Genomic DNA, 25,309 nt, shown 5'->3' on the forward strand with positions numbered 1-25,309 from the left:
TGAGCATGACGATGCCGAGATATTAGGCTCATGCCGAGAGGTTTTTGTGTAAATCCTATGTAAAAGATGAGGGTGGACGACAGCCAGACGGGATTTTCCCCACCGGCAGCCCCTGACGCCAGACTTGCCAATCCAGGAGACTCTTGCTAAGGGATCGACGCAATGTATCTCAATGATCCTAAGAAGAAAGAGGCCAAGTTCCACTGGCAGCACCTGTTGGCGTGGTTGGCGGGGATCGTTTCCGCGATGGTTCCCTTTATCGGATCTTGGGAAATTGGCACCATGCAGATTCCGGTGCGCTTCGGCCCGGGGAACTTTGGTTTCAATCTGCTGATCGCCACCGGACTGTGCACCTTGGGTGGTGTCGTCGGTGGTTACTGGTGGCGGTTTTGTAAGTGGTTGCTGGGGCGCAATGACCTGGTGCTCACCTTGCTCACCGTGGCTCTGGCAACGGTCGCCTTGCTAGCCTGCGTCTCGGAGGTGCTGCACGATTTCTTTTTCTACCTGATCGGCGGCCTGCTGCTGGCGGGGCTGGTGATGGCTTTTGTGAAAAAAGACCGAAGCTTCCGTCGCTGGAGAGGCTGGCATGGATTGCTCGATTGGTTAGGCGAACGCAGCCGACTGAATGCCGTCTTTTTCCTGCTGCTTTTCCTCGTGCTCGCCGTCAATAACTCGCTGCTGATCTTCGGTCTGGATGTCACGGTGGCAGAGAAAATCAGCGCGCTGATGGGGCGGGTTCTGATGAGCGGTGCCGTCGCCGGGATCCTTTACCTGCTGGCGGAACTCACCATGCGTGCCGCTCCCCGCTATTTCCGCTGGGCTCCCTGGTTGGCGCTGAGCATGGCTCCTTTGATCGTGATCGCGGACCAGTGGATGGGGATCGCTTTGGGGCGCCGCTTGATTGAATTTGTCAATGGACTCACCGCCTCGGGCGACTTCAACCCGGCCGTGGAGCTGGCGGCCAGTGGCCTGGATGTCGGACCTCTGGGTGCGATCCTGCTTGTGGTCGGTATCGTCGCTTCCGCCTTGGGCCTTTCATGGGCGGCGTGGGTTTTATCGAAACGCTGGGACATGAAAATTTCCGTCGGCGTGGCCCTGCTGATCTCCTTCATTTGCTGGGGTGGGGTGGTTGCCGAGCAAGGGATCGGTTCGAAGTGGAAGAGCACCGCTGCCTGGCAGGCCGAGCACAAATTGTTTGATCTCAACCTCGGCGTCTTCAGCCCGCCCAAGGGTGTCGGGCATTACGCCGTGAGCTTTCGCACACCCGAATCCGGACTGGAAAATGCCCCGGCCAGCACGCTTTTCGTGAAGCCGGATGTTTATTTCATCATGGTCGAGAGCGTGCGCGCCGATGCCCTCAGCGAAAAAACCTCTCCCTTCCTCTGGCAGTTGAAAAACGAGGAGTGCCAAGAGCTCGGCGATACCTGGTCGACGTCCAATGCCACCCACCTGTCATGGTATGGCCTGTTCCACAGCCAGGTGCCGGTATTCTGGCGCGATACCTTGGAGACAATTCCTGACAAGTCGAACTACCTCGGGTCGGCCGCGCTGCAGTGGATGAAAAAGTCCGGCTACGAGATCGAAGTCCGCGCCGTCTGTGACCTGGGATACAAGGACTTCGGCATGCTGAACTTCGGCGGTCCGGGCGCCCTGACAAGTGTCTGGGAGGACACCGAACGCGGCACCGATTTTGGCGATAAAAATATCCCCGAGCGCGAAGTGGTCACCTTTGATAAACTTCGCGAGTCGGTGAAGAATCGGCCCGAAGGCGGCGGCTTCTACTACACGGCGCTCGATTCCCCCCACTACAATTACTACTGGCACAACGATTTCACACCGCCCTACGAGGACTACGAGCACGACATCCGCTTTCCCTTCAACCCCAGCGAGGAAGAGGTCAAACGCTACGTGAATCGCTACTGGAACTCGGTCGCTTGGGTCGATCACCAAGTGAAGGAGTTCTGCGATTTTCTCAAAGCCGAAGGTCGCTACGACAACGCCATCATCATCGTCACCGGAGATCACGGCGAGGAGTTCCAAGAGCAAGGGAGCTGGTGCCACTGTTCGTCGCTGCAGCCCGAACAAACTCACGTGCCCATGCTGATCAAGTGGCCGAGCTACATGGGGCGCGGACCGTCCCATACACAGGCCAGCCACATGGACATCATGCCATCGATTCTTGGATTGTTAGGGTGTCCTGAGGAGGAGTTGAACAAACTCGCCGGCCACAACCTGCTCGCCAACGAGCCCACCTCCCACACCCAGATCTCGACCACCGCCTACGCCGGAAAAAGCGGCGAAACCATGGTGCTTCGCCGCGACGGCTACACCGCTACCTTCTCATGGAAAAACTACTGGGAAGCCAATGTGCCGAGTGACGTCGTGTTAGAACGCCTGGTCGGCCCCGATGGCCCCGTCATCCACCCCGACCCCAGCGCCTACGCCGAAGAACTCCGTCTACGCTTCCCAGACGCGTTCACCCGCTTCTTCGACAAGTTCGAAGTGATCGAAGACTGACCGCGAATCTGACCAATCTGACGAATTTTTTCAGGGGGTGATAGTTCATTGTGGAAGCACGGAAAGGGCGGAAGGCACGGAAGAAGGCATGGTTGCTAAATCAAAGCTAGTGCTAACCACTCTGAAATTGAGTGTTTTCCCTGTGAAATCATCCACACAACCCCAGCCAAAATTCGCCCAATTCGTAAGATTCGCGGTCAAAAAAGCACAACCCAAGCAACCTTCCGTGTATTCCGTCCCTTCCGTGGTTCCCATCGAATAATCAACCCAAGCACTTTCGCGTCTTTCGCCTATCTCGCAGTTCAGCGTCCCGCGAATGCGGGGCATCTACCCCTGCACTTCATTTTAGCGGTTAGAAAAAGCAAAGCTTCACCCCCGCGATCATCGCAAACACAATCACCGTCGCTTCAAACGCGCGCTGGGGGATTTTCACCAGCACTTTTTTGCCTCCGAACACCCCAAGCGCAATCGCCGGGAGCAGCAGTAAGTTCGAGAGCAGCGAGCTCGCCGTGATCAAGTTCATCCCCGCACCCAGCGGCAGTTTGAGGAAATTGATCACCAGGAAAAACCGCGCTCCCACACCGATCAGTTCCATCTTGTCCATGCGCCGTGAAAGCATGTAAATTTGCATGATCGGTCCGGCCGCATTCGCCAGCACCGTGGCGACCCCACCGGTGGTGCCAAAGAAAAATCCAAACTTGCGAGTCAGCGCGATTTTGTAGAACCCCTCGGCATTGAAGCGACCCAGCAGCTGCAGCGAAACCATCACCAGGATGATCGACCCGATGATTTTTCGCATGGCGGCATTGTCGACATTACCTAACACCAGCACCCCGATCCCCATGCCCACCAGCGCCGGCCAAGTGAGCAGCCAGACGGATTTCCACGAGGCGTATTTGCGAAAGGCCGGGTAGACCATCAGGTCGGCCATGATCAGCATCGGCAGTGCGAAGCCCAAAGATTCCTTGGCGCCAAAGACATCCGCCAGAATGAATACCGAGATCAGCGAGATGCCGGAAAAGCCTGCTTTCGAGACCCCGATGCAAAAAGCCGCGATCGCCGCCAGCATCCATATCGTGGGGTTGTCCGTCATCAGCGCTGGCATGGCGCACCCTGATCAGATCATGGCTTACTTTTCAAGGATTCGTCATTGGAATTTGTCGGTGCTGAGCTAAAAAGACCGCGCCATGGCAGATAAAAAACCGACAGTGCTCATCATTCGCGACGGCTGGGGAGTGAACCCAGGAGGAAAGAAAACCGCAAAAAAAGAGGGGAACTCCACCCTGCTTGCGAACACACCTTTCCATGACGAAATGTTCAAAACCTATCCCAAGGGCTTTGTCAGTGCCTCGGGACTCGATGTCGGACTGCCCGATGGCCAAATGGGGAACTCGGAAGTCGGCCACCTCAACCTCGGCGCAGGGCGCGTGGTCTATCAGGATCTAACAAGAATCAACAAGTCCATCGAAGACGGCGACATCGCCGACAACCGTGTGCTCAAGACCGCTTTCAACAAGGCGAAAAAAGGCAAGGTCCTGCACTTCATCGGCCTGGTTTCAGACGGTGGCGTTCACTCGCACCAGGACCAACTCATCGCCATGGCGAAGTTGGCCCGTGAGAGCGGGGTGGAGGAGATCTACGTGCACGCCATCACCGATGGTCGCGACACCTCACCGACCGCTGGAGCCGGCTATCTCAGCTACGTTGAGGACGAGCTCGCCAAATACGGCGCCCGCATCGTCACTGTCATCGGTCGTTACTACGCCATGGACCGCGACAAGCGCTGGGAGCGCACCAAGATCGCTTGGGATGCCATCGTGCACGGCAAGGGCACCAAGAAAGACATCCTCGCCAGCGAAGCCGTGGCCGAGATGTATGAGCAGGAGAAAACCGATGAATTCCTGCTGCCGATGACCTTCTTCAAACACAACACCAAACGCGTCAACGATGGCGATGTGGTGCTCTGGTTCAACTTCCGTGCCGACCGCGCACGTCAGCTTTCCGAGGCATTCCTCACCAAACCACGCTTCACCGGCTTCAAAACCGGCCGCCGTCCCAATGTGCATTACGTCACCCTCACCGAATACGATGAAACCTACAAAGTGCCCGTCGTTTTCAAACCTGAGAAACTCAAGAATGTGTTAGGTGAAGTCGTGGCCAAGGCCGGCAAGACGCAAATGCGCATTGCCGAGACCGAGAAATACCCGCACGTCACCTACTTCTTCAATGGTGGCAAGGAAAAGCCTAACAAGGGCGAAGACCGCTACATCGTGCCATCGCCAAAGGTCGCCACTTACGATCTCCAGCCGGAGATGAGTGCTCCGGAGGTCATGGACAAAGTCGTTGAGAAGCTCAAGGGCTACGATCTCTGCATCCTCAACTTTGCCAACCCTGACATGGTCGGGCACACCGGCGTGGTCGAGGCTGCGATCAAGGCCTGCGAAACCATCGATGAGGGCTGTCGCCGCGTGGTCGAGGAAACACTCCGCCTGGGAGGCAAGCTCATCATCACCGCCGATCACGGCAACTGTGAAAAAATGATCAACGCCGACGGTTCCCCGCACACCGCCCACACCACCAACCTGGTGCACGCAATCTACGTCGCAGACGACCATGACAAATTCACCGTCAACGACGGCATCCTCGCCGACATCGCCCCAACATTGTTAGATATGATGGGCGTCAAACCATCCCCAGAGATGACCGGCAAAAGCCTCTTGGCCAAGAAATAAAGCAGCGCAGCAGCGGTAGGGCAGGTTGGCCTCAACCTGCCGGATCGAAGCGCACACCTCGGCCCTACCTAACATCCCCCCAACAGCCTTCATCTGCGCCATCCCTGGCCGAAGCATCAAAGCCACCATCCGGATGATTGAGGCCAATCATCCCTACCACCGGCATGAATAGCCAGCGGTAGAGTATTACGGTAGGGCAGGTTGGCCTCAACCTGCCGGACCGAAGCGCACACCTCGGCCCTACCTAACATCCCCCCAAGGCCCCTCATCCCTGACATCCTTGGCCGAAGCATCAAAGCCACCATCCGGATGATTGAGGCCAATCATCCCTACCACCGGCATTCCAGCCAGCGGTAGAGTATTACGGTAGGGCAGATTGGCCTCAACCTGCCGGACCGAAGCGCTCACCTCGGCCCTACCTAACATCCCCCCAAGGCCCCTCATCCCTGACATCCTTGGCCGAAGCATCAAAGCCCCCATCCGGATGATTGTGGCTCAATCATCCCTACCTCCGGCATGGATAGCCAGCGGTAGAGTATTATGGTAGGGCAGATTGGCCTCAATCTGCCGGACCGAAGCGCCCACCTCGGCCCTGCCTAAAATACCCCCAACAGCCCTCATCTGCCCATCCCTGGCCGAAGCATCAAAGCCACCATCCGGATGATTGAGGCCAATCATCCCTACCCATAGGTGCTTGATAACGGATTCCAAATTTCCACTAACGCGACGGGTAAAACGATGGCATATTGCGGGCATGAAAAAACTCCTCAAACCCATCCTCCTGCTATCGCTTTTTCTAGGCTGTCTTCAGCTGAGCCATGCGACCGAACCCAAAGGCAATGTCAGCGTCACCCTCAAGGTGCCTGACCCCGGTTGGAAGGTGCACATTGCCAGCATGCACGTGAAAGAGGGGAAGCTGCTCGTCATTTGTCGTGCCTCCCATGGCGCCGGTGTCCATGCCTCGATGATCACCGAAGTCACGGCCAAGGCGAGGGTGAAGAAAGGCCTCGCCGCTCTCCCCAGGGAGGTTTACCTCATCGGTCGTAGCTGGAATTGGGGCGATGGCTACACGGCCATCACCGAGAAGGATCTGCCCAAGATCATCGAGGCCAGTGAACAGGTCTACAGCGCACCCTCCGAGAAGGCGCCGCAGCCGGAAGATTTCATCGGTCTGACACTCGAAAAAGCCAAAACCCTGGCTGAGCAGCACAAGATCGAATACCGCATCACCATGGTCGATGGCCAACCGCGTCCCGCCACCACCGACTACCGACCGCACCGCTACAATTTCGAGGTGGAAAAAGGAAAGATCAGCCGTGTCATCAAAGGTTAGGGGAGTCTTGGCACTTGGCCGCCTAGCACTTCGCCGCAGAGCTTCAATCCAGCGCTCAAATGGCTGAGCCACAAGGCTTCGCAAGCTAGCCCCAATTTGATTCGGCTATTCCTCCCTTGGTTCAAAAAGAATCATCACCTCAGTAGGCGGTCAAAATCTCAAACATCCGAGAGGTTTTGCTTGGCAAAACCTACCTTCGTATTTTATCCCCCACGCACTATGTTTTCACAGGAAGCCATTGAATGGCCGGACGATATTGAAGTGCTCATCGATCAGCTCGAAAGCGAAGCCCCGGACCGCGATCTCAGTCGCGAGGAACGTGCCGTCATGGATATCTATGAAACGGTCCCCATTCTGCAGAGCGAGGACTGCCTACACGAGTTCTGGCAGAGTGCGATCGATCACCAACGCATCATCAACTCCTTCGAACTCATCGGTGCCACCGTGCTGGTGGATGCCATGAACTCAAGTCGCTGGTGCGGCACCCGCAGCGAGCACCGTAACGACTACACCGAAACCGAGTCCGAATACCTTGCCACCATCGAAGAGGAACTGGAAGCTGGGATCGATGAACTTGTCGACCTCCTGCTCGAGTTCATCGAAGAGGAATTGGACTAAGGGGAAAAAGGACAAGCCGCTTGCTGCCGCCAAGCTCACCGAGCAGATTGCAGACGAACCTGTGAGCAGTATTGCGATCTAGGTGTTGATTGGCCAGGGATAGATCGGCCAAACCGTTCCCTATAACCGAGTCGCTTGGCGGAGCGCTTTCCCCATGGGGAGGGCGTCCACTAGAGCTTCACCACTGCCTTACCCATCTTGTCGCTTTCGAAGAGCGACAGGAAGGCGTCCGGGGCATTCTCAAGGCCTTCGGTTACCGTCTCTTCCCAGACGATATCGCCCGACTGAATCCAGCCGCTCATGTCCTTGGCAAACTGCGATTTCAGCTCCGAGTGGTCGGAGAGGATAAATCCCTGCACGCGTAGTCGTTTGCCGATGATGTTAATGAGGTTTCTTGGCCCGGGGGCCGGGTCCTTGTCGTTGTAACTCGCGATGGCACCACAGCAGGCGATTCTGCCGAAGTCGTTCATGTGATCGATCGCCGCCTCAAGATGATCGCCGCCGACGTTGTCGAAGTAGACGTCGATGCCATCGGGGCAGAGTTCGCCGAGCTTGGCTGAGAGGTCGTCCACCTGGCGGTAGTTCAGGGCGGCGTCGACCCCGGCCTTGGATTTGAGCCATTCGATTTTCTGGTCGGAGCCACTGCTGGCGATGACACGGCAGCCTTTGATCTTGGCAATCTGGCAAACGATGGATCCCACCGCGCCTGACGCGGCAGAGACGAAAACAGTCTCGCCTTCTTGCAGCGCACCGATTTCCAACAATCCCACATAAGCCGTCATGCCGGTCAGGCCAAGGACGCTGAGGTAGCTGCTAGCGGGGGCTTTTTCCACATCCACTTGCTGCACGCCTTCGCCATTGCTGACCCAGTGGTCGCGCCAGCCTTTGCTGCCGAGCACGTAATCGCCTTCGTTGAAATCGGGGTGACGGGAGCTGACGATTCGCCCGACACAGCCACCGTCCATCACTTCGCCGACGGCAAAGGCCGGCACATAGCTGTCGCCTTCCTGCATCCGTCCGCGCATGTAAGGGTCCACGGACATCCATTCGTTTTTCACCAGGAATTCACCTTCACCTGGCTCAGGAATAGGCACCTCCACTCGCTCGAAGTTTTCAGGCGTGGGCATGCCTTCGGGGCGGGACTTCAGATGGATTTGATAGCTCTTGGATGGATTCATGAGGATAGTCTACAAGCGATGCTTCGCATTGCAAACGGGGGTCGGGGGATTGGGGGGAGAAACTCTAACATGTCTCGCCGTGGAGGTTTTTCATCGAGGGGCAGGGGCCACGTGATCGGCTCAAGCTACGATGCCTGTGTCAGTAGGACCGATTCTCTGATTGAAATATACCTCCTGTCTGGGATGTATAACGGGTCATGCGCATTGTCTTCTTGCTTCTCATGAGCTGCTTGCTCACCGCCGCCGCAGTTCCGGTCAAAGTGGCCTTGATCGGCGACTCGATCACGTCCGGTGTCGGTGCCGATGATCCTTCAAAAAACGGCTACCCGGCCCGACTCAGCGAGCTCATGGGGGAGGGCTATGAGGTCCGTGCCTTTGCGGAGCCTGGGCATGGGCTGCTGAGGAAGTCGAAGCGTGCATTGCTTGGCACCGACACGTATCGCAAAGCGCTTAAGTTTCAGGCGGACGTCGCCGTGATCCTGCTGGGCACGAGCGACAGCCATAGCACCCCTAACAACTGGCAACATCACGCCGATCTGGAAGGCGACGCTGCGTTCATGATCAAGCAGCTCAAGCAGGCCAACCCCAAGGTGATCGTGCACCTCTGCTCGCCAACACCGATGTTTCCTGACCCCGACCACAAGGAGTCCCTCAAGCCCCGGATCAAACGTCTCGTCGCGATCAAAGCGGCCTATCAGCGTGTGGCGACGACCACCGAGCAGGTCTATTACCACGATCTGGCACGCAGCCTGCGCCCTAAGGAAACCACCGACGGCGTGCATCCCAACACCGCCGGCCACCAGCGCCTGGCTCACTTTTTCCACGATATCCTCACTCAGGAAATAGGCACCCGCGCGAACTGCGGTGAAATCTCTCGCAAGCGCAGTGTCTGGAACGGCTTTGACCGCCATGAGTTTCAATTAGCCAAGACCGGCGCCAGTGCCACCTTGGTGATCCCGCATACCGCGGCTCAGGGGCAGCCGTGGATTTGGCGTGCGCGCTTCTTCGGTCACCAGCCTGCGCTGGACCTGGCCTTGCTCGATCGTGGTTATCATCTGGCTTACGTTGATGTGTCCAACCTCTTCGGATCGGACGCCGCCATGCAGCGCTGCGATGAGTTTTATCAGTTGCTCACATCGAAGTTTAATCTCAACACATCCTCGATCATGGAAGGCATGTCACGCGGCGGCCTGATGATCTTCAACTACGCGGCCCGATACCCCGACCGCGTCTCCGCTATCTATGGCGATAACCCAGTCTGCGATTTCAAATCATGGCCCGGCGGGCAAAACGGCCAGCTCTCCAAGGCGAACTGGAAACGCTGTCTCGAGGTCTATGGTATCACCGCTGAACAAGCCGCCAGCCACCCCCAGATCAGCGATGCGTCCTTTGCCTCCAAGCTGGGAAACATTCCCGTGGCTCTGGTCATTGGCACCGCTGACGAGGTGGTTCCTCCCGCTGAGAATGGTCTCTTGCTCGCCAAGCACCTCAAGGAGAACAACAACCCGCCAAAGATCTGGACGAAGCCAGGCGCCGGCCACCATCCTCACGGACTGGACCCCGTCGAGCCAGTCCTCCGTTTCCTGCTGCAAGCGGATGGCTACGGAGAGTGATTGTTAGACCGGGCGCTCGATGAGCGCGTGAGTCTGAGAAGTGAGATTGGTGTGACCGTTTTCCGTGACGATGACCACGTCCTCGGTGCGCACGCCGAAGCCATTTTCCAGATAGATCCCAGGCTCCACGGTGAAGGCCATGCCGGGTTCCAGCAGGGTGGGTTCATCGCCTTGATTGAAATTGAGTCCCGGGTCGTGGGTTTCCAGTCCAATGCTGTGGCCGAGGCCGTGAGTAAAGCTGCGACCATGACCCGCGGTGCTGATGACATCGCGCGCCGTCCGGTCGATGTCACGAGTGCTGACGCCGGCTCGGATGGCTTGGATGGAAGCATCCTGAGCAGCACCCACTGTGTTGTAGATGTCGTGCATCTGCTCGCTGGCGGTTCCCAGACAGATCGTCCGTGTCATGTCCGAGGCATAGCCCCGATAGAACACGCCGTGATCAATCAGAACCATGTCGTTTTCCTGAATCACCGTGTGGTCCGGTAGGTGGTGGATTTCCCAGGCGTTGGGACCGACGGCAACGATCGGCATGAAGGAATAGGCATCCACATCCTCGTTGGCCGCCATTTCGGCGAGGATCAGCCCCTGCACACCACGCTCGGTCATGCCCGGGCGGATCTGCGGCAGCACCGCGTTGAAGATGGCTTCGTTGATCACCTGGGACTGACGCATGATCGCGACTTCGGTGGGGGACTTCGTCCGGCGCACTTGCTCGATGATCGAGCAGGGCCGCAGTGCGTGCGGCGAGAAGAGTTCCTGCCAGCTCAGCATGCTGGCGTAGCTCACACTGCGATCGACCCCGATGTTCCATGTCTTTCCTGACAAGCGCTTGACGATGTCGTCGAAAGGGCGGGGCGCTGTGCTCAGCTCGATGTGATCCGCCAAGAGCTCCGTCTGAGCCTCGGCCCAAGGCAGGGTGCGGAAGGAGGTGAACAGGGTGAGGCTGTCTGCAGTGATCAGCAGGGTGCGCGGCTCACCGCGGAAGCCGGTGGTGTAGTAGGCATTTGCGGCATCGCTGCTGACGATGGCATCCAGCCCACCAGCGGCCATGGCCGAGCGGATACGGGCTAAGCGGTCGGTCATTTCTTGGGCCGAAAAAACAAGTGATTCTGAAGTCATGGGAATGTGCGCCTGACGCGGCTGCCCAATGCTCTCAGAATCCACCAGAATGCACAGAATTTTCATCCGATCAGCCCCCGGATCGCCCCCGAAACTCCCACCACCCACGGGTTAAAAATCAACCTGTGAGCTGATTTTGACCAGGTCTCCTAACACAAAGTGGGCGAATCCCCGCAGCCGAGGCCGAAATCAAGAACGAGGTCTGTTTCTCGAATGACTCCTTGAACTTTTCACACGCGTGCCAACTCGCGCGACCATTGCTTACCGCTCGGTCGATACTGACATGACGGCCTACTGGCGCGAGGTGTCTTGTTGTTGTAGGTTGGTCACCATCTCCTGAAGCATGGCGAGTCCGATGGAGATTTTTTGGAAGAAACTCTGATTGTGATGCACGGTGATGAAATTCGGGTGCTGCGACCAGAGCTGATAGAGTTTTTTGTCCAGCTTGGCAGCTTCATTGATGGATTCACGGCGTGTCGGGTTACCGCCCTCGATGTCCAGGCCTCCCACGGCGGCACTTTCGAAAAAGATCACACCGTCATAGCGCGCCAGTTCCTCGTCCAGACTGCTGCCGAGGTCTTCAAAAAAAGAGTCGGTATCTCCCGGCCAGTAGGCGGCACCGTCAATGGACCCACGGTCGCAGAGAAGAATACGATCGGGATACTGCGCACTTTGGATGTCCTCCAGGTTCCTTTGCACATGATAGATGGCACGTTGCGCAGACTGCACGGCATGCGCATTGTCTATGCGGGGCAGCCCACCGGTAAACATCATCGTGGCCGCTTCAGGAACGATGACCACATCCTCGCCGATTTCACGGCGGAAGAGATCGGCAGCCGTTGTCTTGCCTCCTCCGGGCCCGCCGGTGAGTACAATGCGGCAACGGTGCTGATGTTTGCTAGGTTCTTTGGAGTTCGGAGCTTGGTTCATGGCGTGCAAAAGAGCGTGGTTTATTTCAAGGGCAAGATAACCGAACAGACAGAGGATGTGAAAAGAAATCCTTTGCGAGTCTGTTCAACGTTTCGCCTCGCCGAAGTGGATCGCAAGTCGCTACTCCTGCTCTACGCCGCCAAAGACAAAAAACACAACCACGCTCGTGTGCTGAAGGGTTACTTAGAGCGGCTGGGGTAGAGGACGGTGAGTTGTCTGTTAGCGGTGGTTGTTAGCTCTCTTTGTTTTTCGACGGCAGTTATCCAAAGTTCTTGGATCGCTAAATCCTCGTTCCTATCATCGTCTTCGTAACGTTATTGAACTGAAGAATGACTGTCTACGCATGACATTGTGACTGTATCGGTGAGACTTGTGTTTTTGTTAGGTGATGATAGGCAATACACATGTGGAAATTCGCCCGAATCGTTATTCAGACTGTGTTGCTTGCAGGCCTGAGCACAGCTCATCTTTCAGCAAAAGCGGCAAACCCGTTTACGGTGTATAAAAATTGCAAGTTGATGAAAGGGAATGGAAACGATGGCGATAGCTTCTCCGTTGCGGCGCCCAATCCGGCCAATCAGAAAGGTAAACCTATAGAAATGGTTGTCCGACTCTATGGCGTAGATTGCATGGAGACCAATGACCGAGCAGACTATATGAAAGCTCGCCTAACCGATCAGGGGCTTTATTTCGGAATGCATGGTATCGACGATGGCCGGAACAAGTTTGCAAAGCGAATCAAACTTGGGAAAGATGCTACCGCTTTTACAAAACGATCGCTGCAACGGCCCTTCACGGTCATTACCCAGAACGCACCCGCCATGGGCCAACGCCCTGGTCGTGTCTATGCTTACATCATTACGCATGGAGGAGGGGATTTGGGAAAGCTACTGGTGAGAAATGGCTTGGCCCGCGTTTACGGAAAAGTCGATGCTCGTAGCGATGATGAAGCACCCTATCAATACCTGGAAGAACTCAAGATGGAGGAAATGCACGCCATCAATCAGAAAAAGGGAGGCTGGCGCGAGACCGACTGGAAAGTCTTTATCGCAGAGCGTAGCCAGTATTCAAAACACGTCGGTAAGCTCTTCATCAACCGATTGAAAAACAACGCCTTCAATGCCGCCATCATCGCGCAACGTGCCGAAGTGAATCTTAAGATCGCCCAAGCATTGCTGGATGGTCTTAAAGACGGCCCCTATAAGAACGAAAAGGATCTCGAAAAACGGGTGAAAGGTGTCGGGCCTAAAACTGCGGAGAAGCTAGGTGAAATTCTGTTGTTTGATTGATGTGTTCGCTTTGGAGAATTTTATGAGTGGGGTGGGGAAGACTGCCAATGCCCCTCCGGTGTCCAAGTGAGATCGTCGACTTCTTTTCGAAGCACAGGCAGGAGAAAATCTGCGATGTCCTTGATGACGACGGTCAGCTCAAGCTGCGGTAGTTTTCCTTTGCGCAAAAAGGCGGACCATTGCTCGAGCTTTTGTGCATCAGAGCGGAACTCGGGAGTAAAAACCAAAGGAACCACATCTGAGATAACCGTTGAGCGCCGGGCGAAGGTATTGATCACCGCTTCTGTAAGGTCGTTTCCGTCAAAGCTGAGACGAGCCTGCAGCCAGTGGAGATCATAAAGGTCCTTCATTCGGCTGTTGTTGATACCGAGGGAAACGGCAGCTTCCAATTTTTCAGCGACCACCGTTTCCATTGGATAAGTCGCAAGCTGAGTGTCCTGATAGTCGAGAGGGGCCGTCCAGGTCTGATGGCGCACTGTGGGTGTAATGATGTCGCCGAAGCCTATATCAAACTGAAGGGGGATTTGTATTTTTCCGAGTTTGCAAGTGATCAGCACGCGCACACCACCGTAGTGATTGTCATCACGGATTGCTGCCGCCCTGATATTTTCCCAGCTAAGGGCATCTTCTTTGTCGGGAGAAAGCTGGCAAATTTTGGTGAAAATATCTTTCAAGGCCTCAGGATCATGATCGCCAAAGCTGAGGAAGTCCGCATCTCGCGTCGGACGATGCCCGTCTTGTTCTAGAAAGCGAAAAAGTTGTGCTCCCTTGAGGATGAAACGATCCGCGTAGTCACTCTTAGCCAGGCGAGCAAAGAATCGACTAAGAGCAAACTGCTCAAGGTGTGAGGCATATTGCACACCGATCCTACGGCCTTCGTTCCTGAGGCGATCTTGGAGTGAGGCGACGAGGTTCATTTTTAGACTAGGGCATCGAGGTAAGGCCGAATCACGCTGGAGACACGTTGGGCTTTTGCGTAGTCCATGATTTCGGCGGGTTTCACTCCCTTGTTGAGGACGTCCTTGAGAGCTTCCAGACAGACATCGAGACCTACCCGACTGCGGTATTTAAAGCAATCGGCGACCGTCCTCGCTGGATTGGTGATCAGGGTGGGGATGTCATTGATGTTGTGGCTAACGACTCCTTTGGAAAAGGCAGAGGCTACCTTACTGCGGACGACTTCGAGCGGCGGGTAGTCGATGCGTGGAGTCACCGCATTTTGTTTGAGAAGAATCCAAACGGCATGAGGCTGCTGAGTGCCAATCTGGTGAAACTGCAGCGCAGATAGTAGAGTGATCACCGCATGAGGCACGCGTGCGGCCACTTCGGAAAGGCTCAGGTGCTCATCGAGCTCTGCTTCGGGGTGATGATAAACACCACGCGAGAGACGAATTAGTTCTCCAGCCTTCACCGCCTGCGAAATCACCGTGCTGCTAATCCCAGCTTCGCGCAGTTGCTGATCACGCAGTAGGCATGACTCGCGCGCAAGTTGTTCGAGTTGGGATCGCTGTATTTCCATATTTTAGTAATATGGATCTAAGTTACTTTATTTTGGAAATTTGAGCAAGTGGGAAATTGTTACACATGGTGTATAAAGTGTAACACTCGGCACTGAAAGAGTGTCGTGAGCAGATCGCATGGCATCCGCATTTTCTAGCTGATGCACCATTTTCATGACCTCATTTTTGCATTTCTCGTCAGTAATTTCGTGATAGTCGGGTTGTTTTCAAAAGCGGTCGGAATGAAACTTGTGATGGAGGTTAGCTAAAATAGCATCGCAGTTTGGTCTCGGTCATTTCTACTACTGTTGAGTAAACCGATCCCAACAGTCGTTTCATCTCTGGAGTCAACGAGGAGCTCTCCACGCCGGGCTGAGCGATGGAAAACTCGAATAAGACATCGCTATACTTCAGAGCTTTCTTGATTTCCTCTAGAATCGCGGAGGAACCGTGGTAGAACCGCTTGTTCTTCAGCACTCCTGTCGCGTTACGTCTTTCGAGGTGCTTGATGAGCTCTTCGGGCTTCCACTTGTATCGAAGTGAAACGATGGCCTGACCACAGACTTCGTATAAATCAGACAATCTTGCGCCAGCAGTTGCTTTTGAATACTTGCAATGAACGAGCTCGAACCGCACTAGCCCGTCCTCAACGAAGACTGCGACAATGTCGGCAGATTCCCCCGCGTTATCGTCATTGAACACCACTCGAGCACCTGTATCCACGAGGCGCTTCATCATGTATTCCTGGATCGAATTCTTTCGTTGAGTGGAGCCCTTGTAGATCGACTCAATTTTAAAATCAACACCACCCCATGGTAGGCTTTCGATCCGTTCATGGGGAATTGCGTGGATATCGCCTTCGCCGTAGTCAGTATGAATGCAGCCCGATATCGTGCATCCATTGAGTAGAAACAGAGCAGGCGGGTTCTCTTGGAAGAACTGTGTGAGAGAAACCGGATCCGCCTTGAGCCCAGCAACCTGAACCTCGATTGTCTCGAGCCCTTCGATGCAGTGACCTTTCTCTCCTCCCAACAGAATTGAAAAAGGGTGAGATTCAGTGCCGATGAATAGAATGAGTTCGGCTTTTGTGCCCTTGATGGCTTTGAATTTCAGGCTCGATTCTGCCAGTAACATTGATCCCCCTTTGGGGATTTCGAGAGTGAGCTTGTGAATTCGATCGTACAGGCCGTCCGACCAGTCGGCGGCCAAGACCACAACATCGTCGGGGTATTCCTTCAGTTCGATCTTCTTTGCTGAATCTTCGAGGAGCAAATTCGAGTCGATCTTTTCGTTTGTGACCATGGCACCAATGGCGAGGCACCATTCCTTCCATTGCTTCAGATCACCGACTCGGGCAGGGCTCCAGATTTTACCCTTTACTGATGCTCCAACACTGACAGGAAACCCATAGCGAAAACCCACCCCAACGAAATCCGACTTGTCGCATCGGCCTTCCGTCTTCCAGCGCGTCAGTTCGGTTGTTACGTCGGCACCGCTAAGCCGTGAATATCGGTGTAAGTGGTTAGCAGGCTTAAATATTCCCGCGTGTACTATGCAGAGGCGCTTGATTGAGTCAAAGGAACGGAATACGCGGTCACCCTTCAATGGGCGTGGTTTCGCCGCGGAGATTTTCTCTACAAGATTGTCAACATCGAGGCGCTTTTCAGAAAAACCAACGTAAAGCATTTTGTTCTCTGAGTCGTGATGGATCACGATCAGATCCCAGGTTTGGTCCCTTAGTTCCTTTGTTCTAGCCCATTTCACCTTCTCGCGTTTTTGAGTGGTGAAATAGAACACGTTTTCGTCAGGATTGATGTATGGTTGCGAGAGCGCGTATTTCTTAAGGTTGAACGCTTCATTGAACTTTGCCCAATCCACCTTGCTGCACTGATAGCACACGCAGCTAAGCGCAGGGTAAACGAGCTTCGGATTGAGCTCGATGTCAGGTGAGTCGAAACCAGAGTAGGGTTGGCAACCCTGTAGAAAGGCAAGCAGTGACTCTGCCTCGTTCTTTTTGGCGTCAGCGATCTCTTTGATTACGTGCTCCCATCCGGACCCCTCTTGGAACAGATCTTCCAACTCGAGCGAGATCTTCTCCGCCGCATAGTTTACGACAAACGAAGCGTCGCCGAGACCTTTCTGGGTTCTCGTGAACCGCCCGATAAACTGAAGCAAGACCGCCAGCGATTTATGGACACCGTGAACAGCTGCGATCTTGAAATCGGGGTAGTCGAATCCTTCCTTAAGCATGTCGACGCACACTACCAGATCGAATTCTCCTTCCTTGATTTGCTCAACTATTGCCCTACGGCCTTTGATTCCTGAATGAACCAGAGCGATCCGTTCTTTTGGAAACCACTCTTGATATTTTTTGTAAAGGGCGTCTGCTTTGGTTTGCGTTTCGGCTCGGACCATCATGCGGTGTCTCGTCAGACCATTGGCTCGATCTTCATTGAGCCGTGCCATGGCGGCGTCAGCGATGGCTTGGTCTTTTTTGCGGGGGTGGCGTTCATCAACCGCTACCAAAGATATTGGTGAGAAGCACTTGTCCGCCAATGCCAGGGAAAGAGGGTAATTGTAGATCAGGTTCCCCTCAATCGGCTTCCGGTCATTCCGATAAGGTGTCGCAGTAAATTGGACGATCTTCGATTTCGAGAAGAGTGACTTGATGCCGTCCCACTCCACAGCGACCACGTGATGTGCTTCGTCAAAATAGACGTGTGAGAATGCCTTCCGAAGCTTGCTCTTGATTGTCTGGGGCGCTCGTGCGAGCAACGCCGGAGTCGCAACAACGACGTCGGCGGAGTTGATGTGATCCAAATGAGAAGCATCTGTGATTGTCTTGCTGAGAACAAGAACCTTGGGATTGGGTGCATCACTCGGGATTACTCCGAGTCGTCGCAGCATTCCCCAGCTCATGAACTTTTCGGCGATCTGATCTTTGAGATCTTTGGTAGGAACAATGACGAGAGTGCGGGCAGCCTGATCAACAAGAGTTGTCACGAGCATTGTCTCAGTCTTGCCCGTGCCAGTCGGGAGTACTACGGTGGCCGGTTCGGTTGACAATGACCAGTGAGCGAGAAGGGAGTGCACTGCCCCAAGTTGGGCAGGCCGAAGCTTCCAATCTCCCTTGCCCCTGCCGTGAAGATTAACGCCTTCAAAGAAAGAGGTCTTCTTATCGTTGGTTCGTGTGACGCACCCTCGAATTGAGTAAGAGCCCTTCATTGCGCCTCTTCCTTCCTTGAGTTCCGCGTCAAAGGATAACCCGGTTGGATGGGTGAGGTTGAAAGTGTCTCCTGCTTTATGGATAGCGGTGAACGTCCAGTCGCCTTTGTCGAGGGCGAGTTGGCGTAGCCAACCGATGGGAGTGTTCTCAGCCTGATAATAGAGCTGATCATTGAACTCCAGAACCTCTTGGTGAGGTTCTGGGGTTGCTTCAAGTTTGAAAAGTTCGGAATCCATCGTGGAATGTGATTAGATGCTGCCGGAAAATGCTGAAAATAGTGCGAACTGGGAGAGGCGGTTGGAGCGGACGAGTTCGGCTTCGAATTGGCCGGCGTGCCTAGGAGTTCCTTTTTCCTCGCAGTGTGCGCTGAGATGCTGGCCGATGTTTTCTCCGCGTGTAACTACCAGCGACACTGAGTTGAGTGTCTATGTGTATGCGGGCGGTGGTTTCAGGAGGCATTATAGTATTTCTAGCAGATCCGATTTCCGTGACAAGAGGGAATCGGATTAGGAGTGTTGGATTCTATTCAGCTGACCTCGGTGATCCTTGCCAGGATGGAGCGGGTGAGTTGCCAGTGGCGGAGGTAGTCGAGGGCGAGGTATTGGTGCGTGAGGAGGGTGAGCCAGAAGATGGCTAGGAAATCGGGTTTGGAGCATTTGTGGCGGAGTTTGCGCTGAGCCAGGAAGGCGCCGGGCCAGCCGCCGATGAGGGAGAGGAAGTGGAGCTGGCTTTCCGAGATGCGCCAGGCTTTGGCGCGGGCGCTTTGCTTGTCCTTGGCGTAGCGCAGGTAGGTGATCAGGCTGAGGATGAGGGCGACGGCGTAGGGGGCGGCGAGGTGAATGCCGGTGGCCGTTGCGAGCTTGAACAGGGCGAGGGCGGGGAGGAGGATGAGGACGGTGAGCTGAATGAAGTGGACGGCCCGGAGGCGGCCGCCATCGTTGTGGTGGTAAGCTTGCACGGCGCAAGGGCGGCCTTGGGCGTCTTGGCCTTCTTCGAAGTGAATGAGATCGCCGGGCATCGGTTTTTTATGATGCTCGGCGAAGTCGCGTCGGTGTAGGAAGAGGCGTTTCTTGCCGTGGCGGAGGAAGCCGTAGCCTTTGCTGTGATCCCAAGAATGGATTCTTGCGCTGTGGCTTGGTTTTGTGGCTTGAGGTGCGCTCGTCGAGGTGGGGTTTCCTGACTTATTCGGCTTCGCCGTGTTGGCTGATCGAGGTGTGGCTGGGCGTGATTGTGGCGCTGGCCTGGACGCTGGCTTTGGCTGCGCTTTTGGCTGCCGGAGTGCGGCGGGAGGCTTGAGCTCTTCCGGTGGGCGGTGGCCAGGTAAGGATGGATAGGGCATGGGGATTGATTGGTTGATTGGTTGATTGGTTGATTGGTTGATTGGTTGATTGGTTGATTGGTTGATTGGTTGTTAGAATCAACACGCACGCTGATGTTAGGGTCGTATTTTAGGTTTAGTGATAATCTCTAAACAAGAAATAAAAACGTGGTTGCTGGGTTGACCACTGATTACGCAGATTTTCACTGATGGATGGCGCTTGTGCGGCTTGGATTGGGGCAAGTCAGTGAGGGGGGATTGGAACAGGGGTTTCCGAAATCGGAGCATAGGTAATCAGTCTAAAATCAGCATAATCAGTGATTAGGTATTATTTTTTAACCCTGGTTTTTCTGGAGGATTTGTTAGTTGGATTATCTGGTTCTCACTCTAGACTGGATGGCATGCTCTTGCGATTTCACACTTATGAAGAAGCTTGTCTGTTCGCTGCGATGAAGCGGGCGGAGGGGTATTTTGCGGAGGTGATTCATGAGAATTTTGGTCATGTCTATGGTCAGCTGGCGTCGAATGGCGTTGCGGTGATTCTTTCGGAAGAGGCTGCGCCTGAGGGTGTGACGGTGCCGGTGTCGGAGCGGCGGGATTCTCTGCTGGGCGAGCTGGGGAAGGTGGCGGGCATGTTCGCTATTTTGGGCATGTTGGGCGGACTACTCTGGCTGGCTTCAGCTGTGGTGATGACGGCGGCGGAGTTTAGTAAACTGCCGGACCGGGTGCTGTTGATGGGGCTTGCCTCCCTTGTGGTTCTGTTCTTGTTGCTCTGGGGCAGCCTGATGCTGACGCGTATTTACCATCGTCCCGGGCATCCGCTGTATGGGCTGTCACGGCTGGTGATTAAATCGATTCTCTGGGTGATGGTTCTCAGCTACGTGATGGAATTTCTCGTGTTTATTGCCTGGCTGCTGGTTAGGTTCATGCAGAGGGCATGATTGTGTGAGCGGGTGGCTTTTCTCTATCCGTGGACGCAAAAAACGCCCACGAAGTGAATCGTGGGCGTGGTGGATTTTGAATGACCTTCAGGCCGCTTGCTCCGAGATTTGTTAGTCGGGCTGTTCGCTGGCGACCGGGTAGCCGGTGGTGGCGGTGAGCTCGGAGTAGAGCGCGGCGAGCTTCTGGGTCATGGGGCCGGGTTCGCCGCCGTTGAAGATGGTGTCATCGATGCGATTGACTGCGACGATTTCGCCCATGGTGCCGGTGCAGAACACCTCGTCCGCCTGGTGGATTTCCGCCTCGGGGATGTCGCGTATTTCCAAGGTGATGTCGTGTTCCGGGCACATCTTGATCAAGGTGTCGCGTGTGATGCCGGTGGGGCAGGCCTTGGTGGTGGAGGTGTGGATGATGCCATCCTTGACCAGGAAAACGTGGGTGGCATTGGTCTCGGCCAGATTTCCCTCGGTGTCTAACATCAGAGCGTCATCAGCGCCGGCGTCATTGGCCTCGAGCTTCGCGAGGATGGAGGTCAGCTGATTGGATGAGTGGATGCGCTGGTCCAAGACATCGGCAAAAGGTCGGCGCTGTTTGGCGGTGATCAGGTGCAAGCCGCCGGTGCTGTAAACGGGGGCCTTGTGCTCCGGCAGGATGAAGAGCGAGCAACCTTTGGTGTTGATTCGGGGGTCGAGACCGGAGGTGTATTTCAGCCCGCGCGAGAGGATCAGGCGGAGGTGGACTTGGTCATACATCTTGTTCGCTGCGAGCACTTTCACGATGGCATCGATGATGGCTTCGCGTGTGGGCAGGCCTTCGTAGCGGAGCATGGATGCGGATTTGAAAAGCCGATCGAGATGCTCCTCGAGTTTGAAAATCTTGCCCTTGTAAAGTCGGAGACCTTCCCAGCAGGTATCGCCATTCTGCACGGAGGAATCAAAGGGGGAGACGCCTGCTTGATCGCGGTGCACGAGTTTGCCGTCGATGGAGAGGATGAGGTCCTTGTTTTTTGGATTGTAGGTCTGGAGCATGGCTTGGTGGTGTTTAGGGTGGCAAAAGCGAAGCGATTGCACAGGCAATTAAGCGTGGAGTCGACCAGAAAGGGATGCCAATTTCCGCAGGGAATACTCCAAAGTGCGGCCCATGGAGTTAGGGGCATTGATGCTGTGCGAGCCAGGTCCAGAAACAGAACAAGGAGAGCCATGACGGCTCTCCTTGCTGGGGCTTTTTATCGGGTTTTTTGGGTTTCTGCCGTGTTAGCGGCGGATGCTTATCAATCCGTGGGGGCCACGGATGGTGAAACTGCTGTGGCCGCGGTGGTAGCTGGAACCACGGTGTGGGCGAGCGTGGTGGACATGGCTGGAGCCGCGATGTGGGGTGACGTAGCTGCGGCAGTGGTGGGTGACCGGCACGCTGTAGTATCTGTAAACCGGGCGGTGATGGCGATCGTATCCGGCGATCACGCGGCGCTGGTAAATGGCGCATCCGCAGGAGGTGTGGCCGATGCTATAGGTGTAGCTGTGGCCAACCGGATGGTGGCGGTGGGGAGCGGCTTCTGCCTGCTCGGGAAGAGCGATGAGGGAAACGAAGACGGCGGCGATGGTAGCGAGTAGTTTTTTCATAGCGATGGGGTTTGTTGTGTTCGCTATTTTGACGTGCCTTCGATTCAATTATTCAGAAAAATGCAGCGGGGGGCTCATTCCTGCCGCGCATGGTGCGGGAGGATGGCGTGCTGAGATACCGACTCAGCGGTCGGTGCGGCCGTGCGTGGAGCTTCGATGATTTTCCCGCGCTTAGCCAGTTAGGGCTGTGCGGCGGGCACGCGCACGGGCGGCGAGGCGGCGGAGGGTTTTGTCTTCGCGGTGACAAAATCGCTGCGTTGTTTCAACAGGGGGCTGACAAGGCTTTGGCTGACTTGGAAGATACGACCTTCCAGTGCGCGGGCGGCGGCGAGTTTCTCTTGGGCGGCTTGTTGCGTTTGGGCGAATTGGGCGTCGAGACGCTGGCTGTCCTCCGGTTTTTCATCGGCCGACTTCGCTCGTTCTTTCGGAATATCCGCTTTCACGGCGATGGTGAAGTGATACTTCGGCTGGAGGGCCGGCAGGCGGGGATCGCTGTCCTTATCCTTGGCGGGGGCTTGTTCCGGCCAGAAATCCAGGGTGTATGTCAGACCGTCGAAGGTGGTGATCACGGCGCGGCGTTTCAGTTTGGCATCCGGGTTGGCCAGCTCTTGCGAGCGCTCCGGGCTGAGCACGTCCTGGAAACCGGAATACTGGAACAGGGCGCGCAGGGCATTGGTGGAAGTCAGCTGCATGACTTCATCCTCGCTCATGCCTGCGAGTGAGAACTGCGCCTGGGCGTTGGGGCGGGTCAGTTTCCAGGTGGTGAACTCAGGGGCCTCGGGGGCACTCAGGGTGATGGTCTGCATCTGATCGACCTTCAAGAAATCCTTACCCAGCCAGTCCTTCGGCTCGGCGGTGATGCCAGGGAATGTTTGGCCGACCGCATACACGCCGCTATCGTCGCCGGCGACCCTGACGAAGCGACCACCCACCTGGCTGGAGCCGCTGTATTTTCCGAGGTAAACCTGTGCCAGTGGCTCGTCGCCGGTGCCCATCATGGTCACCTTCGTGGCACCCAGATAACCTCGCTCGATATCCTCCGGGGCATTCTCATCGGCGAGGCCGAAGCGTGCCCAATACTCCTTGGCTGCGGGGTAACCCTGGGTCACTTCCAGCTCGTTGAGCGATCCTAACAGGTTTCGCAAGAGCTCGTAATTGATGGGGTAATTCGCTCGTTCCTTCACCCCCCAGCTGTTGTCCTCGGCGCGGACCAGGTGGGTGGTGACGTCGCCCTGTTCGATGGTGACGCTGGTGATCTCACGGATGGGCAAGCTTTCTAACAATCGATCTCCCGGTGCGCGTTGTGTCTGGGTGAGATTCTCCTCCTTGCCGTGGAATTTGACAAAGTAAGCGATGATACCGAGCACGATGGCGACTGACCAGAGGATGATAACGGTGCGGGACTTCATGGTGATTGGGAAATAGAAGTTGGAAGTTGGGTGAGGTGGGTTCTGGGGAAACCTTCGATTAGGCGGCACGGGTGGCGCGACGGCGGAAGAACCAGACGGCGAGACCCGAGATGGCAACGAAAAGTGGCGTGGACGCCACGGTCATCCAAGTGATCTTGGCGTAGAGTTTGTCCTTGCGATCGCGCAGGCTTTTCTCCTTCTCGCGTAGATCGCGGCGGAGCTTCATCTGCTGGGCCTGCAGCTCACGGATCTTGGCTTCCTGTTCATCGGTGAGCACCAGGGCAGTGCCTTGGGTTTTCTGCATCTGCAAGTTCTGCAGCTCCTGGACGATTTCGTTCATCCGGGTGCGGGCGCGATCGACGTCCTCGTGCAGGTCCTTCTCGAAATCGGTTTCCATCTCCTTGATGATAGTGAATGGGCGGGTGGTGGATGCCCGGCTACGCGATCCGATGAGGTGCTTCGAGCCGGTGCACTGATCGAGAATGTTCTGCAGCAGGGCGGCGTTGTTATTCACGGCCACGTAGCCTTGCTGCGACTGCTGGAAACAGGCGCGATCAAAGAGGAAATCGGCGTCCGAGATGAGATAGACGGAGCTCGGCTCGGTGGCTTCTTGCAGACCGCTAACAGGCGCTTCCTCGCCGTCCTCGGTTTCGGCATCGGGGTCACCTTTGGGGAAGGCGGTTTTAAATTTGCCATTGAGACGCATCACCAAGCCATAACTCTCGCCGGTGGGTTGCTGGCGAGCGAAAATCCCGGAGTCCGCTTGGGTGGCCTCTTGACCGGCGATTAAGACCACCTGATCGGAACTGCTGATCAGTGTCTCGATGCTGACATCGCTATCGCCTTTGACCGTGAAGCCGCCAGCTAGTGGAAAGTAGAGGTTTTCAAAGCCCTTGGTGATGATTTCATCGTCGGAGACAATTGCCTCGGTGCTCAGCGACAAGTGGGCGTGCATGCGCTGGTTATTGCCGAAATCGGTGGCGTATTTGCCATCGGCAAGGACCGAATAGGCATCCATACCGAGCCCCCAACGTTCTAACAACTTTGGCAGAGTCGATGACTTATTCACGCCGCCGCCCATGCCGCGCATCCGTGGATCTTGCGCTGGAGCGGTGAGAGCGAAAGAGTCGAGGCAGGCGACTAGCACACCGCCCTTGAGCAGGTATTGATCGATCAAATACTCGGTGTGCGAGCTCAGCCCGGCAGGGTGTACAAGGAGCAGGACGGGTGTTTGTTCCGGATCGAGCTGCTCGGGAGACATGCCCAGGTTCTGGATCTCGTAGCGTTGTTGCAGCAGCTGATAGATGATCCACGGCTGGCCTGGCTGAGCACCCGGCTGGACAGCGGGAGTTCCTGCCAGTGGCAATGTGGTCATCAGGCCGATGGTGGGTTTCTTGAAGGTAGTGACATTGGCGATGGCGCTGGAAAGCATGTATTCCAACATCGTGTCGTTCGCCGGATCGAGAAACGGGATGGATGTCTGCTGATCGAGGCAGGAAATCGACAGGCCGAAGTAGACATTTTCATCCTCCACGCGCTGGCCGCTGATGCCGTCCAAGTTCGCCGAGTCCTCAGCGTCGGTGTCAGGCTCGGGGTCCAGGTTTTCAATGCGGATCTTGCCGTCGGCCAGCTGTTTGTAGCGGGCTAAGAGATTATCCACCTTGCGCATGTAATTCTTTACCCGGCGCGGCATCGCCTCGCTTTTGCGGGTGGCGTAGTAGCGAATGATCACCGGCGTTTCCAGCTCCGACAAGATGGCCTTGGTCCCCGGTGTCAGGGTGTGGCGCTGGTTTTCGGTGAGGTCGATGGTTTTGTTACCCAATGAAGTGGCGCGCACCAGCCAATTGGAAAAGACCAAGATGCAAACAATGGCCACAATTCCCAGCACGGTGCGCACAAAGGGATGGGTGACCTTCGCTTTGGGAGAACGATGACTGACGGTGGATTCCTTGTTAGATTTAGCCATG

Annotated in this window: 20 protein-coding genes; 8 read left to right on the forward strand and 12 right to left on the reverse strand. The window is 55.6% G+C overall.

Features of this window, described 5'->3' with window-relative positions; genetic code table 11:
* Positions 1–162 precede the first annotated feature (162 nt).
* Positions 163–2,517, forward strand: coding sequence for a sulfatase-like hydrolase/transferase (locus JO972_RS13705; protein ID WP_309490635.1), 2,355 nt, complete (start codon positions 163–165; stop codon positions 2,515–2,517).
* Positions 2,518–2,869: 352 nt separating this feature from the next.
* Here JO972_RS13705 and JO972_RS13710 read toward each other — a convergent pair whose 3' ends face one another.
* On the reverse strand, positions 2,870–3,622 hold the full coding sequence (locus JO972_RS13710; RefSeq protein WP_309490636.1) for a sulfite exporter TauE/SafE family protein: 753 nt from the start codon (positions 3,620–3,622) through the stop codon (positions 2,870–2,872).
* 82 nt (positions 3,623–3,704) lie between these two features.
* Here JO972_RS13710 and gpmI point away from each other — a divergent pair, with 82 nt between their 5' ends.
* The 3 genes from gpmI (at position 3,705) to JO972_RS13725 (ending at position 7,200) form a co-directional block, all read left to right on the forward strand.
* Complete coding sequence (gpmI, locus tag JO972_RS13715) at positions 3,705–5,249, forward strand: 2,3-bisphosphoglycerate-independent phosphoglycerate mutase (protein WP_309490637.1); 1,545 nt, start codon at positions 3,705–3,707, stop codon at positions 5,247–5,249.
* 754 nt (positions 5,250–6,003) lie between these two features.
* Positions 6,004–6,582, forward strand: coding sequence for a hypothetical protein (locus JO972_RS13720; RefSeq protein WP_309490638.1), 579 nt, complete (start codon positions 6,004–6,006; stop codon positions 6,580–6,582).
* Positions 6,583–6,801: 219 nt separating this feature from the next.
* Positions 6,802–7,200, forward strand: coding sequence for a hypothetical protein (locus tag JO972_RS13725; protein ID WP_309490639.1), 399 nt, complete (start codon positions 6,802–6,804; stop codon positions 7,198–7,200).
* A 170-nt stretch (positions 7,201–7,370) separates the two neighbouring features.
* Here the strand turns inward: JO972_RS13725 and JO972_RS13730 are convergent, their stop codons facing one another.
* On the reverse strand, positions 7,371–8,378 hold the full coding sequence (locus JO972_RS13730) for an NADP-dependent oxidoreductase (RefSeq protein WP_309490640.1): 1,008 nt from the start codon (positions 8,376–8,378) through the stop codon (positions 7,371–7,373).
* Positions 8,379–8,575: 197 nt separating this feature from the next.
* Between JO972_RS13730 and JO972_RS13735 the strand changes: the two genes are divergently transcribed.
* Positions 8,576–9,991: a GDSL-type esterase/lipase family protein gene (locus tag JO972_RS13735; RefSeq protein ID WP_309490641.1), complete on the forward strand. Its 1,416-nt coding sequence runs from the start codon at positions 8,576–8,578 to the stop codon at positions 9,989–9,991.
* 3 nt (positions 9,992–9,994) lie between these two features.
* Here the strand turns inward: JO972_RS13735 and JO972_RS13740 are convergent, their stop codons facing one another.
* Positions 9,995–11,113, reverse strand: coding sequence for a M24 family metallopeptidase (locus JO972_RS13740; RefSeq protein WP_309490642.1), 1,119 nt, complete (start codon positions 11,111–11,113; stop codon positions 9,995–9,997).
* 291 nt (positions 11,114–11,404) lie between these two features.
* Positions 11,405–12,043, reverse strand: a complete 639-nt coding sequence (locus tag JO972_RS13745; RefSeq protein ID WP_309490643.1) for an AAA family ATPase — start codon at positions 12,041–12,043, stop codon at positions 11,405–11,407.
* Positions 12,044–12,046: 3 nt separating this feature from the next.
* Here JO972_RS13745 and JO972_RS13750 point away from each other — a divergent pair, with 3 nt between their 5' ends.
* Together JO972_RS13750 and JO972_RS13755 are read left to right on the forward strand one after the other, a co-directional pair.
* On the forward strand, positions 12,047–12,244 hold the full coding sequence (locus JO972_RS13750) for a DUF488 family protein (RefSeq protein WP_309490644.1): 198 nt from the start codon (positions 12,047–12,049) through the stop codon (positions 12,242–12,244).
* Positions 12,245–12,447: 203 nt separating this feature from the next.
* Positions 12,448–13,332: a thermonuclease family protein gene (locus tag JO972_RS13755; protein WP_309490645.1), complete on the forward strand. Its 885-nt coding sequence runs from the start codon at positions 12,448–12,450 to the stop codon at positions 13,330–13,332.
* A 20-nt stretch (positions 13,333–13,352) separates the two neighbouring features.
* Here JO972_RS13755 and JO972_RS13760 read toward each other — a convergent pair whose 3' ends face one another.
* The 4 genes from JO972_RS13760 to JO972_RS13775 form a co-directional block, all read right to left on the reverse strand.
* A complete protein-coding gene (locus tag JO972_RS13760; protein ID WP_309490646.1) occupies positions 13,353–14,249 on the reverse strand; it encodes a nucleotidyl transferase AbiEii/AbiGii toxin family protein in 897 nt (298 codons plus the stop codon).
* 2 nt (positions 14,250–14,251) lie between these two features.
* On the reverse strand, positions 14,252–14,851 hold the full coding sequence (locus JO972_RS13765) for a type IV toxin-antitoxin system AbiEi family antitoxin domain-containing protein (protein WP_309490647.1): 600 nt from the start codon (positions 14,849–14,851) through the stop codon (positions 14,252–14,254).
* A 241-nt stretch (positions 14,852–15,092) separates the two neighbouring features.
* On the reverse strand, positions 15,093–18,293 hold the full coding sequence (locus JO972_RS13770) for a DEAD/DEAH box helicase (protein WP_309490648.1): 3,201 nt from the start codon (positions 18,291–18,293) through the stop codon (positions 15,093–15,095).
* A 290-nt stretch (positions 18,294–18,583) separates the two neighbouring features.
* Positions 18,584–19,396 (reverse strand): DUF1294 domain-containing protein, encoded by an 813-nt coding sequence (locus JO972_RS13775; RefSeq protein WP_309490649.1) that lies wholly within the window; start codon positions 19,394–19,396, stop codon positions 18,584–18,586.
* 380 nt (positions 19,397–19,776) lie between these two features.
* Here JO972_RS13775 and JO972_RS13780 point away from each other — a divergent pair, with 380 nt between their 5' ends.
* Positions 19,777–20,316 (forward strand): hypothetical protein, encoded by a 540-nt coding sequence (locus JO972_RS13780; protein ID WP_309490650.1) that lies wholly within the window; start codon positions 19,777–19,779, stop codon positions 20,314–20,316.
* Positions 20,317–20,427: 111 nt separating this feature from the next.
* On the opposite strand, the gene JO972_RS13785 is transcribed toward JO972_RS13780, so the two are convergent.
* The 4 genes from JO972_RS13785 to JO972_RS13800 form a co-directional block, all read right to left on the reverse strand.
* Complete coding sequence (locus JO972_RS13785; RefSeq protein WP_309490651.1) at positions 20,428–21,342, reverse strand: aminotransferase class IV; 915 nt, start codon at positions 21,340–21,342, stop codon at positions 20,428–20,430.
* 225 nt (positions 21,343–21,567) lie between these two features.
* The gene (locus JO972_RS13790; RefSeq protein ID WP_309490652.1) at positions 21,568–21,933 is read right to left on the reverse strand and encodes a hypothetical protein; all 366 of its coding nucleotides are present in this window, start codon (positions 21,931–21,933) and stop codon (positions 21,568–21,570) included.
* Between the two features lie 179 nt (positions 21,934–22,112).
* The gene (locus JO972_RS13795) at positions 22,113–23,342 is read right to left on the reverse strand and encodes a DUF4340 domain-containing protein (protein ID WP_309490653.1); all 1,230 of its coding nucleotides are present in this window, start codon (positions 23,340–23,342) and stop codon (positions 22,113–22,115) included.
* 58 nt (positions 23,343–23,400) lie between these two features.
* Positions 23,401–25,308: a Gldg family protein gene (locus tag JO972_RS13800; protein ID WP_309490654.1), complete on the reverse strand. Its 1,908-nt coding sequence runs from the start codon at positions 25,306–25,308 to the stop codon at positions 23,401–23,403.
* Between the last annotated feature and the right edge of the window lies 1 nt (position 25,309).

The organism is Oceaniferula flava, from assembly GCF_016811075.1.
Classification (GTDB): domain Bacteria; phylum Verrucomicrobiota; class Verrucomicrobiia; order Verrucomicrobiales; family Akkermansiaceae; genus Oceaniferula; species Oceaniferula flava.